General features: G+C 50.9%; 13 protein-coding genes. 3 read left to right on the top strand and 10 right to left on the bottom strand.

Annotated elements, in window-relative coordinates; translation table 11 throughout:
- Positions 1-53: 53 nt before the first annotated feature.
- Positions 54-917, top strand: a complete 864-nt coding sequence (pdxY, locus tag B3Z23_RS09165; protein ID WP_294907138.1) for a pyridoxal kinase PdxY — start codon at positions 54-56, stop codon at positions 915-917.
- Positions 918-1,038: 121 nt separating this feature from the next.
- Here pdxY and B3Z23_RS09160 read toward each other — a convergent pair whose 3' ends face one another.
- Complete coding sequence (locus B3Z23_RS09160; protein ID WP_294907136.1) at positions 1,039-1,797, bottom strand: SDR family NAD(P)-dependent oxidoreductase; 759 nt, start codon at positions 1,795-1,797, stop codon at positions 1,039-1,041.
- 116 nt (positions 1,798-1,913) lie between these two features.
- Here B3Z23_RS09160 and B3Z23_RS09155 point away from each other — a divergent pair, with 116 nt between their 5' ends.
- On the top strand, positions 1,914-2,816 hold the full coding sequence (locus B3Z23_RS09155) for a LysR family transcriptional regulator (protein ID WP_294907133.1): 903 nt from the start codon (positions 1,914-1,916) through the stop codon (positions 2,814-2,816).
- Between the two features lie 69 nt (positions 2,817-2,885).
- Here the strand turns inward: B3Z23_RS09155 and dtpA are convergent, their stop codons facing one another.
- The 9 genes from dtpA to add all read right to left on the bottom strand — a co-directional run bounded on the left by dtpA (position 2,886) and on the right by add (position 12,397).
- Positions 2,886-4,349 (bottom strand): dipeptide/tripeptide permease DtpA, encoded by a 1,464-nt coding sequence (gene dtpA / locus B3Z23_RS09150; protein ID WP_294907130.1) that lies wholly within the window; start codon positions 4,347-4,349, stop codon positions 2,886-2,888.
- A gap of 565 nt (positions 4,350-4,914) precedes the next feature.
- Positions 4,915-5,547, bottom strand: coding sequence for an endonuclease III (gene nth / locus B3Z23_RS09145; protein ID WP_038020558.1), 633 nt, complete (start codon positions 5,545-5,547; stop codon positions 4,915-4,917).
- Positions 5,544-6,281 carry an electron transport complex subunit E gene (locus tag B3Z23_RS09140; protein ID WP_294907125.1) on the bottom strand — a complete coding sequence of 246 codons (738 nt, stop codon included), beginning with the start codon at positions 6,279-6,281 and terminating at the stop codon, positions 5,544-5,546. Before B3Z23_RS09140 ends, nth begins: the two co-directional genes overlap by 4 nt.
- Complete coding sequence (rsxG, locus tag B3Z23_RS09135) at positions 6,278-6,907, bottom strand: electron transport complex subunit RsxG (protein WP_038020560.1); 630 nt, start codon at positions 6,905-6,907, stop codon at positions 6,278-6,280. The genes B3Z23_RS09140 and rsxG overlap by 4 nt, the downstream gene beginning before the upstream one ends.
- A 3-nt stretch (positions 6,908-6,910) precedes the next feature.
- Complete coding sequence (gene rsxD / locus B3Z23_RS09130; protein WP_294907121.1) at positions 6,911-7,969, bottom strand: electron transport complex subunit RsxD; 1,059 nt, start codon at positions 7,967-7,969, stop codon at positions 6,911-6,913.
- Positions 7,970-10,060, bottom strand: a complete 2,091-nt coding sequence (rsxC, locus tag B3Z23_RS09125; protein ID WP_294907118.1) for an electron transport complex subunit RsxC — start codon at positions 10,058-10,060, stop codon at positions 7,970-7,972. It lies immediately after the preceding gene.
- Complete coding sequence (gene rsxB / locus B3Z23_RS09120; protein ID WP_038020562.1) at positions 10,053-10,631, bottom strand: electron transport complex subunit RsxB; 579 nt, start codon at positions 10,629-10,631, stop codon at positions 10,053-10,055. Before rsxB ends, rsxC begins: the two co-directional genes overlap by 8 nt.
- Positions 10,631-11,212: an electron transport complex subunit RsxA gene (gene rsxA, locus B3Z23_RS09115; RefSeq protein ID WP_038020563.1), complete on the bottom strand. Its 582-nt coding sequence runs from the start codon at positions 11,210-11,212 to the stop codon at positions 10,631-10,633. Before rsxA ends, rsxB begins: the two co-directional genes overlap by 1 nt.
- 186 nt (positions 11,213-11,398) lie before the next feature.
- Positions 11,399-12,397 carry an adenosine deaminase gene (gene add, locus B3Z23_RS09110; protein WP_294907113.1) on the bottom strand — a complete coding sequence of 333 codons (999 nt, stop codon included), beginning with the start codon at positions 12,395-12,397 and terminating at the stop codon, positions 11,399-11,401.
- A gap of 230 nt (positions 12,398-12,627) precedes the next feature.
- On the opposite strand from add, the gene B3Z23_RS09105 reads away from it, so the two are divergent.
- Positions 12,628-12,876 (top strand): hypothetical protein, encoded by a 249-nt coding sequence (locus B3Z23_RS09105; protein ID WP_038020565.1) that lies wholly within the window; start codon positions 12,628-12,630, stop codon positions 12,874-12,876.
- The last annotated feature ends 217 nt before the right edge of the window (positions 12,877-13,093 follow it).

Here is a 13,093-nt window from a genome sequence, read left to right as displayed (position 1 = left end):
CCGGTCTCCGGCCTTTTTTTTGGTTCAGATAACAGCAAAGATGTCGCTCAATAATGAAAAATATTCTCGCAATACAATCTCATGTCGTTTACGGACATGCAGGTAATGCCGCCGCTGAATTTCCGATGCGGCGAATGGGGGCCAATGTCTGGCCACTTAATACCGTCCAGTTTTCTAACCATACCCAGTACGGACACTGGACCGGTACTGTAATGCCGGCAGAACACCTGACCGATATCGTTAAAGGGATTGCAGAAATTGATCGGCTAAAAACCTGTGATGCGGTGCTGAGTGGCTATCTGGGGTCTGCGGAACAGGGAGAAAAAATCCTTGAGATCGTTCGACAGGTAAAAGAAGCCAACCCACAGGCCTGGTATTTTTGCGACCCGGTGATGGGACATCCGGAGAAGGGCTGTATTGTGGCGCCGGGAGTAGCGGAATTCCATTGCAAGTCGGCACTGCCTGCCAGCGATATCATTGCGCCTAATCTGCTGGAACTGGAAATGCTCAGTGAGCGTCAGCTTAGTAATATTGATGAGTGTGTCGATGCCAGTCGTCAACTGATAGCCAGTGGCCCGCGGATTGTTCTGGTGAAGCATCTGTCGCGTGCAGGCAGACGGAGCGATCAATTTGAAATGTTGCTGGTGACTGCCGAAGAAGCCTGGCATATCAGCCGTCCGTTGGTCGATTTTGGCGTCCGTCAGCCGGTGGGTGTCGGTGATTTAACCAGTGGGTTATTGCTGGTGGACCTGCTGTACGGAAAATCACTGCAGGATGCTCTTGAGCATGTCACTGCGGCTGTTTATGAAGTGATGATTAAAACCCATCAGATGGGTGAATATGAGTTGCAACTGGTAGCGGCTCAGGATCAGATCGCTCATCCTGAACATCATTTTGCCGCAGAACGCCTCAGTTAACTCTTTTCAATTGCCGGATAGCCTGCCCTCAGGGTGGTTATCCGGCAAAAATGACTCTTCGATTTCCGGACCATGTGACAGCGTTTGAAACAGCTCCGGGACACTCAGCTGAACCAGCTGCTTATAACGCCTGGCCGCCGGAGGCTTCAATACGTTGTGCGGTGATCCACCCGGTTTCATCACTCAGGATGGCACTGATGGCATCGCCGATATCATCCGGTAAACCCACCCGGCCTAATGCGGTCAGTGAAGCAATGGTATCGTTAATTTCACGGGTATCGCGAACCCGTCCGCCACCAAAATCAGTCTCTATAGCACCCGGAGCCAGAATATTAACCCGAATACGGCGCTCACCCAGTTCTTTTGCCTGGTAGCGGGTCAGTACCTCCATTGCACCTTTCATGGCCGCATAAGTGGAAGAACCCGGATAGGTCATTCGGGTGAGCCCGCTGGAGATATTCAGAATCCTGCCGCCATCGCTAATCAGTGGCAGTAATCGCTGGGTCAGAAAATAGGGACCTTTAAAGTGTACGTTCACCAGTGCATCGAACTCCTGTTCTGTTGTCTCACTGAACAGTTTGTAATGCCCATGCCCGGCATTGTTTACTAAATAATCAAAACTGTCACGGTGCCACTGCTGTTTCAGTAATGTTGCGACCTGCTGGGTAAAAACTTCAAACTGCGAACTGTCCCCGATATCGAGTTGTAATGCGGCTGCACGGGCCCCCAGAGCTTCAATTTCTTTCACCACTGCCTGAGCTTCTTCAGGATGGCTGCGCCAGGTAAAAATGATATCTATGCCACGGGCGGCGAGTTTTAAGGCTCCATTTTTACCCAGACCACGATTTCCACCGGTAATTAATGCAATTTTCTGGCTCATAGTAACTCCACTGATGAAATAACAAGACGTCAATGAGGATATTAGTTAATAATAAAACAATAAACCGGCTATAACGGATATCAGTGTTTCGTTTATGACAACAATCAGGAGAGGGCGTGGATAAAATTCAGGCAATGCAGGTATTTGTCCGGGTCGCAGAGATGGGGAGTTTCACCCGGGCTGCCGAAAGCCTGGGGTTGCCTAAAGCCAGTGTCTCACGGCAGTTACAGGCTCTTGAAAACCAGATGGGCACTCGTTTGTTGCATCGAACCACGCGTCAGGTTCAACTGACCTACGACGGACTGGTCTGTTACGAACGCTGTATTGAGCTATTGTCGATGCTTGATGATATGGACAGTCTGTTTCAAATGGAGCCGGCAACACTCAGCGGCAAACTGCGGGTCGATATGTCAGTGGCGATGGCGACCGGGTTTATCCTGCCGAGACTGCCGGAATTCCTGCAGCAATACCCCGGGGTAGAGATCGAACTCAGCAGCAGTGATCGCCAGGTCGATATTGTCGGTGAAGGATTCGACTGCGTAATCAGAGCCGGAGAACTTAAAGACTCCGGGATGATAGTGAGGCCGCTTGGGGTGCATCAGATGATTAACTGTGCAAGCCCTGATTATCTGGCGCGTTTTGGAGTCCCGGAACATTCAGAAGATCTGTCTCAGCACGCGATGGTGCATTATAGTCAGCATCTGGGTCAGCCCTCACAGGGATTCGAATATTTTGATGGTAAACAGAGTCACTATTATCCGGTAGGAGGTGCTGTCACAGTCAACAGTACGGAGACTTACCGTACCGCCTGCCTGGCAGGGTTAGGGATTATTCAGGTGCCCGCCAGTGGCGTCAGGCCACTGATACTGAGCGGGCAATTACAGGAGATTTTGCCCGGGCTGCCGGCAAGGCCGATGCCGGTCTCTTTGCTTTATCCTGACAGGCGCAATGTGCCGCGCAGGGTCAGGGTGTTTATGGACTGGTTGGCCAGGACCGTGGCTGACTATCTCCGGCCATGAATCCTGTCGGTCACCGCACAAAAAAATCCCCGTCAGTGAACTGGCGGGGATTTTTATCATGTCTGCGAATTAATCGCGGGTCATTTTGTTCAGTAGTGGCGCTGAAAGTAGCATAATAACGGCAATCACCAGCGTGCTGATCCCAATTTGTTTAAATACATGCCCATAGACATGCAACGACATCAGCGGGTCAGTCACATTATCCGGGACTGCCATCAGCGCAGCAATTTTTCCGGCAATCACTGCGGCACCTGCGGTAGTCAGAAACCAGGAGCCCATGATAAAACCCATCAGTCGTTGAGGGACCAGTTGGGCTACCATCGCCAGACCCAGCCCGGAGATCATCAGCTCACCGACACTTTGCAACGCATAGCTTAAAATCAGCCAGTTGATGGAAACAATACCTTGCTGGTTAGCATACATTGCACCCAGTGGCAGCACCAAAAACGCTGCTGAACACAGCAGCATGCCGATAGAAAATTTAAATGGCATGGGCAGCCGGTCACCCATTTTGTTATACAGCATGGCCAGTAACGGGCTGGCAACCATAATCCAGAAAGGATTCAGGGCCTGGAATTGCTCGGGTTCAAAAGTAATGCCAAAAATTTGATGCTCAACGTTACGGATAGCAAAGAAATTCAGCGAGGTTGGCATCTGCATATACAGAACAAAAAACACCACGGCTTCAAGCATCAGGATAAAGGCAACGATCATTTTGCGGCGTGCTGCACCCTGCAACGCGAAGGTTTCTTTGGCGAACAGCAGCACAATCGCAATAGCGATTACCCCTAACGCGATACGGGCAATGTGCTGATGGTGCAGTAACCAGGTGGCAACAGCGACCAGTACCACAATACCGACCAGGGTGGCCAGCAGTTTACCTAAATGCAAAGGACGGAAGTCAGCCGCAGATCCCTGTTGCTTAACCACGGATTGCAAACTCAGGAAATTGATAAGGGTAAAGACCAGTCCGACAACCGACAGTGAAAAAGCAACACTCCATCCGTATTTGCTGGCAAGCCAGGGAGTGAGCATCATAGAGAATAGTGAGCCGATGTTAATCGACATATAGAACATGGTGAAAGCACCATCCAGACGCGGATCATCTTTCTTGTAGCAGGTTGATAACAGCGAGGAAGGGTTGGCTTTAAACAGACCGCTGCCGACGGCAATGGTTGCCATGCCAATATAGACCATGCTGACATTGTGACCTGAGTAAGCAATCATCGCATAGCCCAGCGCCAGAACAATGGTACCGAGGGTAATCACCCGCTTAGTCCCCAGAACTTTATCGCCGAGCCAGCCACCAATGGAGATAAGACCATAGACCATGGCGCTAAATGAAGAGAACAGGGTGACAGACTCAGCTTCTGACATACCCAGTTGTCTGACCAGGTAGACGGCCATAATAGCCTGTAAACCGTAATAACCGAAACGCTCCCAGAGTTCGATGGTGAAGATCAGATAGAAGGCTTTCGGCTGCCTGAAGGCATTCAGGCTGGGCTGGTTTTCCGGATTGTTTGCAGTAGACACTTGTACCTCTGTGCTTTTTACCCTGTTTTACGGCAGGAATTAAGTGTGTGCCATGCGTCTGGTTGCGCATGATCGTCATTTTTTTCAGGCTGCGGGACGACAAAAGCAGACAACAAAAACAAAATAACATTGACACCATAAAATAGGTGGCGGGATGCATTATGCAGATTTTAAATTTGTTAATGATGTGATGTGTATGATTATATATCGAAAAAATCTCACTGCCTGTTTTAAAGAATAATGAATGTTGGCAGTGAATGCAATCACAGGGTATTTGAATTAAATTGCTATGCAATGCAATTAATTTAGTCGTTGACACTATGTTACTGTTGTTTATCTGGTTTTAAAGGTTATTAAACCGATAGTTGGCAGGATATAAGGAATGTTTGTTCGTAGCATATAAGGTCAACCCGCCGCTGAAAAAATAGCCATAAAAATCTCTGATAGTTTACGACTAAAATTAAGTGGCTGTGCAACTCTATGATTTAACTTTGAAATAAACACAGATGCGCCGGATTATGCATCTGTGCTAAAAGGCAGAAATAAAATCAGTTTTTTGGTGGGATTAATCAGTTTTTTCGCGGTATTCGCACAAATCTTCTATCAGACAGGAACCGCAGCGGGGCTTGCGGGCAATGCAGGTGTAACGTCCGTGTAAAATTAACCAGTGGTGACAGTCAACTTTGAATTCTGCAGGAACAACCTTGAGTAATTTTTGCTCAACCAGGTCAACATTTTTGCCGGGGGCGAAACCAGTCCGGTTTGATACCCGAAAAATATGAGTATCCACTGCAATGGTTGGCCAGCCAAAAGCAGTATTCAGGACCACATTAGCCGTTTTTCTGCCAACACCAGGCAACGCTTCTAAAGCTTCACGATTTTCCGGAACCTGACTTAAATGCTTGCTGACAAGGATCTGGCAGGTCCTGATGACATTCGCAGCCTTGCTGTTAAACAGGCCGATGGTTTTTATACATTCACGAACACCCTCTTCACCAAGCTCGAGCATTTTTTCTGGTGTCGGTGCTTTCGAAAACAGACCCACTGTCGCTTTGTTGACACTGACATCTGTTGCCTGAGCTGACAACAGAACGGCTATCAGTAGTTCAAACGGAGAAGAGAAGTTGAGTTCAGTGGTCGGGTGCGGGTTATTCGCCCGTAACCGGCTTAGAATCTGATAACGTTTCTCTTTATTCACGACACTTTTCCGGCTGGCAGAGGCGCAGAAGCGGCCGAAGCACTCTGTGGCAAGGCAGAGGCAGCATTGGCTGCGGCAGCGGCCTTGCGCTCCGCGTGTTGCCGGGTGCGTTGATCAATAAGATATTTCAGAGCCAGCAGCATACCGAGGCCGATAAAGGCACCCGGTGGCAACATGGCCAGTAACATTGGAGAATCAAAGTGGAACACCTGAATCCGTAATACTTTGGCCCAGGGGCCAAGCAACTGATCGGCACCGTTAAAAATGGTGCCATTACCGATAATTTCGCGGATAGATCCCAGCGTTACCATGGCACAGGTCGCCCCCATCCCGATAGAGAAGCCATCCAGTGCAGAGAGCGCCAGATTAGATTTGGAGGCAACGGCTTCTGCACGGCCCACCACAATACAGTTAGTCACAATCAACGGGATAAAGATCCCGAGTGACTGATACAGGCTGTGAGCATAGGCACTAATCAACATCTGAACGCAGCTGACCACCGAGGCAATGATCATCACATAAATTGGAATTCGGATTTCCGTAGGCATCCAGCGTCGGGATAACGAAATAGCACTGTTAGTAATGGTCAGTACCAGGGTGGTTGCCAGCCCCAACCCCAGCGCATTGGTCGCAGTCGACGTAACGGCTAATAGCGGGCATAATCCCAGTAACTGGACCAGTGCGGAGTTATTTTTCCACAAGCCGCCAATCAATAGTTTTTTAGCTTCACTCATTGAGTTTCTCCACAATCAGGCAGCGATGACAGCTGCGATGGCAGTGTTTCGATATACAGGGTCGTGCGTTTTGTGGCATTCACTACCGCACGGGGGGTTATAGTCGCACCGGTAAACTGGTCGAAATCGCCACCGTCTTTTTTAACCGCAAAGTGTTTGTCATCAGCGCCATGTAACACCACCCCGGAAAAATGGGTGATCCAGTCCGAGATGCGCAATTCAATTTTATCGCCCAGCCCCGGCGTTTCGTGCTGTTCGACAACCCGTACACCGAGCACTTTGCCGTGGAAATCAGCGCCAACCAGCATTTGAATCGCACCGGAATAGCCGTCCGGCGCGGTGGTTTCCAGAGCGACAGCGACCGGTTTTCCATCTTTACGGGCCAGATACAGGTGGTGGGGGTCCATATTCCCCAGGGCCTTGTCCCGCACCACATAACATTCCTGTTGCAGCTTATTATTATACATCGACGGCGGAAGGACCTGGTCGAAGAGTGCTTTTTGTTCCAGCGCCATCTGATGTTCAACCGTGGGTTTGGTCGCCATATTAATCACAGCGGTCATCCCGGTGGTGACTGCGGCAAAGACGGCCAGAGTGACTCCGTTTTTTCGGATAGCATCGAGCATCGGTTATTCCTTACGATGGCCATACACCCGCGGTTGAGTGTAGTAATCAATTAACGGGACACAAATATTTGCCAGCAATACTGCGAAGGCGACACCATCCGGATAACCACCGAAACTCCGGATAAGCCAGGTCAGCAGACCAATTAATGCCCCATAGATTAGTCGGCCTTTATCGGTGGTAGAGGCCGAAATAGGGTCGGTAGCGATGAAGAACGCGCCAAGCATGGTACCCCCGGAGAACAGATGCATCATCGGAGATGCGAGGCTACCAGGGGACAACCACCAGCCAAGACAGGCGCAGAACGCCAGCGCAACCAGATAACTCACCGGGATCTGCCAGCGGATAGTCCGGGTCGCCAGCATAAACAGACCACCCGCCAGGAAGCCGACATTGACCCACTGCCAGCCTTGCCCGGCGATAATGCCATGAAAAATAGGCTGTTCCAGTAACTGTGCCGCACTATGGCCGGCGCGCAGACCGGTTTTAAATCCATCCAAAGGAGTTGCCTGGCTGATTCCATCCACGCCAATTTGCAGGGCCTGCATCGACAGGCCGCCACTGGTATGGGCCGTAAATATCATACTCAGACTATCGCCTAAACCCGGCTTTACGGATTGCAAGGCCTCGGGTGGCAACCAGCTGGTCATCTGAACAGGAAACGAAATCAGTAATACGACATAACCCACCATGGCTGGGTTAAAGGGGTTCTGGCCCAGCCCGCCATACAGTTGTTTGGCGATAATAATGGCAAACGCGGTACCCAGTACAATAAGCCACCAGGGAGCCAGCGGGGGCAGGCTGACGCCAAGCAGCAGGGCGGTCAGTAGGGCGGAATTATCTGCCAGCACCGGTAACACCGGTTGGCGTCGCAGACGCAATACTAAGCCTTCCGCTATCCAGGCGGTCAGAGCGGCAAGGGCAACCTGAATCAGGTTACCGTAACCAAAGAAATACCATTGTGCTGCCAGACCAGGAATGGCTGCCAATAATACCAGGGTCATAATCCGGTTGGTACTGCGCCGGTTATGGGTATAAGGAGAACTTGCTATACGAAAAGCCATTTATTCCTCAGATGTCGTATTCTGCAACACAGGCGTCGCGGGGTGTCGTTTTTCTGAATGAGTTGCCGGAGTGACTATTGTGCTGACATTCTGGCCTGCTTTTTTGGCTTTGGCCCGTGCAATAGCCGCAGCGATAGCGGCTTTACGTGGGTCGACCTCTGATTCACTGATAACCGGAGCTTGTTTTTCAACGGGTTCAGTCACCGGGTAAGCCGGTTGGTTGGCTGATTCACTCTGGGCGGCTTTTTTGGCTTTAGCCCGGGCAATGGCCGCTGCCACCGCCGCTTTACGCGGATCCTGTTCGTTATCAACAGTAGCCGGTACCGGTTCACTCACCGGGTCGGTCTGAGCGGCTTTTTTGGCTTTGGCCCGGGCAATAGCCGCAGCCACCGCCGCTTTACGCGGATCCTGTTCGCTATCAACGGCAGCCGGTACCGGTTCACTCACCGGGTCGGTCTGAGCGGCTTTCTCCGCCTGGCGTGCTCTGGCCTGAGCTTTTCTGGCTTCCCGCTGGGCAATAACCGCACTGTTGTCGGGGACTGCACCTGCTTTGACTTCGACTGCCTCACCCGCATCAGCAGATTTGGCTTTTACCCGGGCTATGGCTGCACTAATTTCATTCGATTCACTGGCAGAGACCCGACGTTTAGCTGCTGCATGTTTAGCTTCACGCGCCTGTTTTTCGCGTTCCAGACGCTGCTGGCGGGCTTCAAAACGAGCTTTAGCTTCAGCGGTACGCTGTGCTTCAAGATCAATTTGCTGCAACTCCGCCTTTTCCTGACGGTAATACTGTACCAGCGGAATGTTACTGGGGCAGACATAGGCACAGGCACCGCATTCAATGCAGTCATTCAGGTGATAAGCGCGGGCTTTATCATGATCGCCCCCCTGGCAAAACCAATACAGTTGTTGTGGCAACAACCCGGCTGGGCAAGCATCGGCACAGGCACTGCACCGGATACAGGACTGCTCTGATTCGTTATTGCCCATTTCTGAGGCGGAAGGTGCCAGCAGACAGTTAGTGATTTTCACCATCGGAACATCAAGAGATGGCAGGGTAAAGCCCATCAGTGGCCCTCCCATAATCACCAGTTGCTGCTCAGTGGCTGAAAATCCACCTTGTTGAAGCAGATGACTGACCGGGGTACCGATGCGTCCCCACACGTTACGGGGACGGGCCATGGCTTCACCGGTCAGGGTGACGACTCGCTCAGTCAGGGGTTCTCCGTCAATGACCGCCCGTTTTACGGCAAACGCCGTACCTACGTTCTGCATCAGTACACCAATATCTGCAGATCGCCCACCGTGTGGGACTTCCAGACCGGTAAGAATCCGGGTCAGCTGTTTAGCACCTCCGGAAGGGTACTTGGTGGGGATCACGCGGACTATCAGGTCAGTGTCTTTTCCCAGCGACTGTTTCAGGCTGCGGATAGCTTCTGGTTTGTTATCCTCGATACCAATCAATACCTGGTCTGCACGAAGCAACCAGCCGAGTATCCGGCATCCGGTGAGAATTTCGTCGGCATAATCCTGCATCAGCCGGTCATCGGCGGTAATGTAGGGTTCGCATTCAGCAGCATTAATAATCAGGGTCTTAATCCCCTGTAATCCGCCATTCAGTTTGGTGGCTGTCGGGAACCCGGCGCCACCCAGTCCGGCGACTCCCGCGTCGTGGATCAGTCGGATAATGTCACGACGGTCATGCTGCTGATAGTCTGCTACTGGCTGACGTTCAATCCATCGATCTTCACCATCAGGGCGAATAAAAATACAGGCTTCAGATAGCCCGGAGGGGTGAGCGGTAATATGTGGAGCAATAGCCGTCACTGTTCCGGAGGTCGGAGCATGGACCGGTAACATCCGGCCCCGGCCAAACGTCAACGGCTGACCACGCAGCACTTTATCGCCCGGCTGAACCAGGACTTCGCCTTCCTGGCCTAAGTGTTGCTTCAACGGAATAATAAACTGTGCCGGTAATGGCAGTTCTGCCAGCGGGGTACCGTTAGACTGGGTTTTCATCTCCGGCGGGTGAATGCCCCCTTTGAAGTCCCAAATCTTTTCGCTACGAAAACGAGAAAACAGATTAAGCATGATGTTCTACCGGAATAACACGGACAGGAATGGTGTTTAAATCCCATTTCCAGTTAGCGGTGGTGGTTGCCACGGGGCGCATTTCTATGCAGTCCGTCGGGCAGGGGGCGACACATAAATCACAGCCTGTGCACAAATCCGTCAGCACCGTGTGCATCGCCCGGGTGGAACCGACAATTGCATCTACCGGACAGGCCTGAATACACTTGGTACAGCCAATACAGTTCGCTTCGTCTATCCAGGCAACCTTGCGTTCAGGGGCTTTAGCTTCTTCATCGCCGTCAATAGGCTGCGGTTCCACATTCAGCAGTGCTGCCAGTTTCAGCATGGTCTGCTCACCGCCTGGTGCACACTTATTGATCATTTCACCATGATTACCCACCGCATCCGCATAAGGACGGCAGCCCGGGTAACCACATTGCCCACACTGGCTTTGGGGCAGTAATTCATCTATTTGTTCAACAATCGGGTCTTCTTCAACTTTAAAACGGCGTGAAGCGTAGCCCAGCAGAGCGCCAAACACCAGGCCGAGAATACTTAGTGAAACAATAGCAATCCAGATAGCGGTCATCAGAATTTCACCAGCCCCGTAAAGCCCATAAATGCCAGCGCCATCAGGCCTGCAGTCACCAATGCAATGGATGAACCTTTAAACGGGGCCGGGACATTCGCCAACACCAGACGTTCGCGGATACCGGCAAACAGTACCATGACCAGAGAGAACCCGAGCGAGGCGCTGAATCCAAACAGTGCAGCCTGCAGAAAGGTCTGTTTCAGGTTAACACTGAGTAGTGGCACACCCAGCACCGCGCAGTTAGTGGTAATCAGTGGCAGGAAGATACCGAGCAACCGATACAGCGACGGGCTGGTTTTGCGTACGACCATCTCGGTAAACTGAACCGTCACGGCGATCACCAGGATATACGCCATGGTTCTCAGATAGACAAGATCCAGCGGAACCAGAATAAGGTGATTCACCAGCCACGCACAGATGGAAGCTAGTGTGATTACAAATGTGGTTGCCAGACCCATCCCGATAGCGGTTTCCAGCTTTTTGGAAACACCCATGAAAGGGCAGAGGCCTAGAAACTTTACCAGCACAAAGTTATTTACTAAAACTGTGCCAACAAAGAGTAATAGATAGTCAGTCATTGTCATGCCATGGGGGTTGAAAGGCAGTATTATCAGGGATTAGACCCTGCATAACAACCGTGCCGGTTTTTTTGTCGCGGGGTTTCGCACTCAGAATTAAATTTGATGGTCGGAAAACGACCAGGATGGCTGAAAACCGGCCAGTCAGTCAGCACAGTCAACTGTGACTGCGGCCGGTCATTCCGGTTAACCGCTGACTTTCTGGCGTAAGGCCTGTTTTTCGGCCTGGCTGAGAAACGCCATGTACAAACCGTTTTCCTGCGCCTGATGAATTTCATCGGCAGTCAGTCCGGCGGCAGGGGCGGCAACCAGGTATTCATGAGGTAACTCTATGCCCTGAACCGCGGGGTCATCGGTATTCAGACAGGCCATCACGCCATGTTGCAGAAATCGTTTCAGCGGATGTGCTTGTAACGATGACACGGTACTGGTCTGAATATTTGATGTCAGGCAGGATTCAATCCCAATCCCGTATTCCGCCATATAATCCATCAGTGCCGGATCTTCGATAGCTTTAACACCATGTCCAATACGTTCAGCGCCCAGTTCACGAATAGCCTGCCAGATACTTTCCGGTCCGGCTGCTTCGCCGGCATGGACGGTGACCCGAAAACCGGCATCCCGGGCTTTATTGAAATGACTCAGGAACTGGCTGCCAGGGAAACCCAGTTCATCACCGGCCAGATCGACCGCGGTGATCTTATCACGGTGTGCCAGTAGTGCGTCCAGCTCCTGCAGGCAGGCAGACTCACCAAAAGTCCGGCTCATAATACCAATCAGATTCACTTTCACGTCGTACTTACCGCATCCCTGGCGAACCCCTTCAATCACGGCTTCCACAACTCCGGCAACAGGTAACTGATGTGTCATGGCCATATATCCCGGGGAGAATCTCAATTCAGCATAGTGAATACCGGCTGCCGCAAGATCAGCAACATTTTCCAGTGCGACACGCCGACAGGCGTCCAGCGACCCCAGAACTTTGACTCCCCAGTCCAGTTTCTGCAGAAAGCTGACCAGGTCTGGCTCAGTCGTCATGACCTGTACATGTGGCAGCAGAGAAGAAAGATCACTGGCCGGCAGGGCTACATTAAATTCTCTGCCCAGTTCAAGAATGGTCTGCGCACGGATATTACCGTCCAGGTGCCGGTGGAGGTCAGTAAGGGGGAAAGTGGTATTGATCATCGCGCACTCATTAATTCTAAAAAAAGTGCGTAACAGTATAAAAATATCCTGGGGTAAAACACCAGTATTTTACCTGTCATAAGGTGATAAAAAATGGCCAGGTGGATGAATAAACTGATTTTTTATTTTTTATAACCTTTAAAAAATTAAGGTTTTTTCGATTAACAAATTCGATTGAATGGATAAATGTTTCGCAATATGATAGACGAAGTCAAACGGGAGTCAGCAAAATGTTAACAGATTATCTGAAAATTGAAGAAGGTGACCAGCTTAAGCATGCTCACCGCGTACAGCACAAAAATCGTGGTCAGGAAGAAGTGAATCAGTGGATTATTGTCGGAAGAGATGGTCAGCATAAAGGTACGGTAGATCTTTCTGACAAACTGAATTGTCGTCGTTCATACTCAGCAAATTATCGGGTCACTCAGCGTGATCAGCATGGCCGGATTGTGGTTGACCGCTTAACCGACAGTTTGTAATTCTGCCTGGATTGTCGTTGACAGTAGCATTCCCGGGTATCTGCGTCGGTTGTGCGGATTCAGAGCTAAACCGCAATACTGAAGATTAACAATAAACTTTTACACTGTATTGCCAGAATCCGCAGGACTCAGTTGCCGGAATAAGCGAACCTTCAGGGGTTCGTTTTTTTTTGCAGTCATCCAAATTAAAAGGGCGCTGCAAAGCAGCGCCCCCGGA

This window comes from Tatumella sp. UBA2305 (assembly GCF_002345795.1).
Taxonomy (GTDB): domain Bacteria; phylum Pseudomonadota; class Gammaproteobacteria; order Enterobacterales; family Enterobacteriaceae; genus Tatumella; species Tatumella morbirosei.
This window is presented reverse-complemented; position numbering and strand designations above follow the sequence as displayed.

Coding starts and splice junctions, on each gene's coding strand:
- pdxY (WP_294907138.1), top strand. CDS start 54: ATGAAAAATATTCTCGCAATACAATCTCATGTCGTTTACGGACATGCA.
- B3Z23_RS09160 (WP_294907136.1), bottom strand. CDS start 1,797: ATGAGCCAGAAAATTGCATTAATTACCGGTGGAAATCGTGGTCTGGGT.
- B3Z23_RS09140 (WP_294907125.1), bottom strand. CDS start 6,281: ATGAGTGAAGCTAAAAAACTATTGATTGGCGGCTTGTGGAAAAATAAC.
- rsxG (WP_038020560.1), bottom strand. CDS start 6,907: ATGCTCGATGCTATCCGAAAAAACGGAGTCACTCTGGCCGTCTTTGCC.
- rsxD (WP_294907121.1), bottom strand. CDS start 7,969: ATGGCTTTTCGTATAGCAAGTTCTCCTTATACCCATAACCGGCGCAGT.
- rsxC (WP_294907118.1), bottom strand. CDS start 10,060: ATGCTTAATCTGTTTTCTCGTTTTCGTAGCGAAAAGATTTGGGACTTC.
- rsxB (WP_038020562.1), bottom strand. CDS start 10,631: ATGACCGCTATCTGGATTGCTATTGTTTCACTAAGTATTCTCGGCCTG.
- rsxA (WP_038020563.1), bottom strand. CDS start 11,212: ATGACTGACTATCTATTACTCTTTGTTGGCACAGTTTTAGTAAATAAC.
- add (WP_294907113.1), bottom strand. CDS start 12,397: ATGATCAATACCACTTTCCCCCTTACTGACCTCCACCGGCACCTGGAC.
- B3Z23_RS09105 (WP_038020565.1), top strand. CDS start 12,628: ATGTTAACAGATTATCTGAAAATTGAAGAAGGTGACCAGCTTAAGCAT.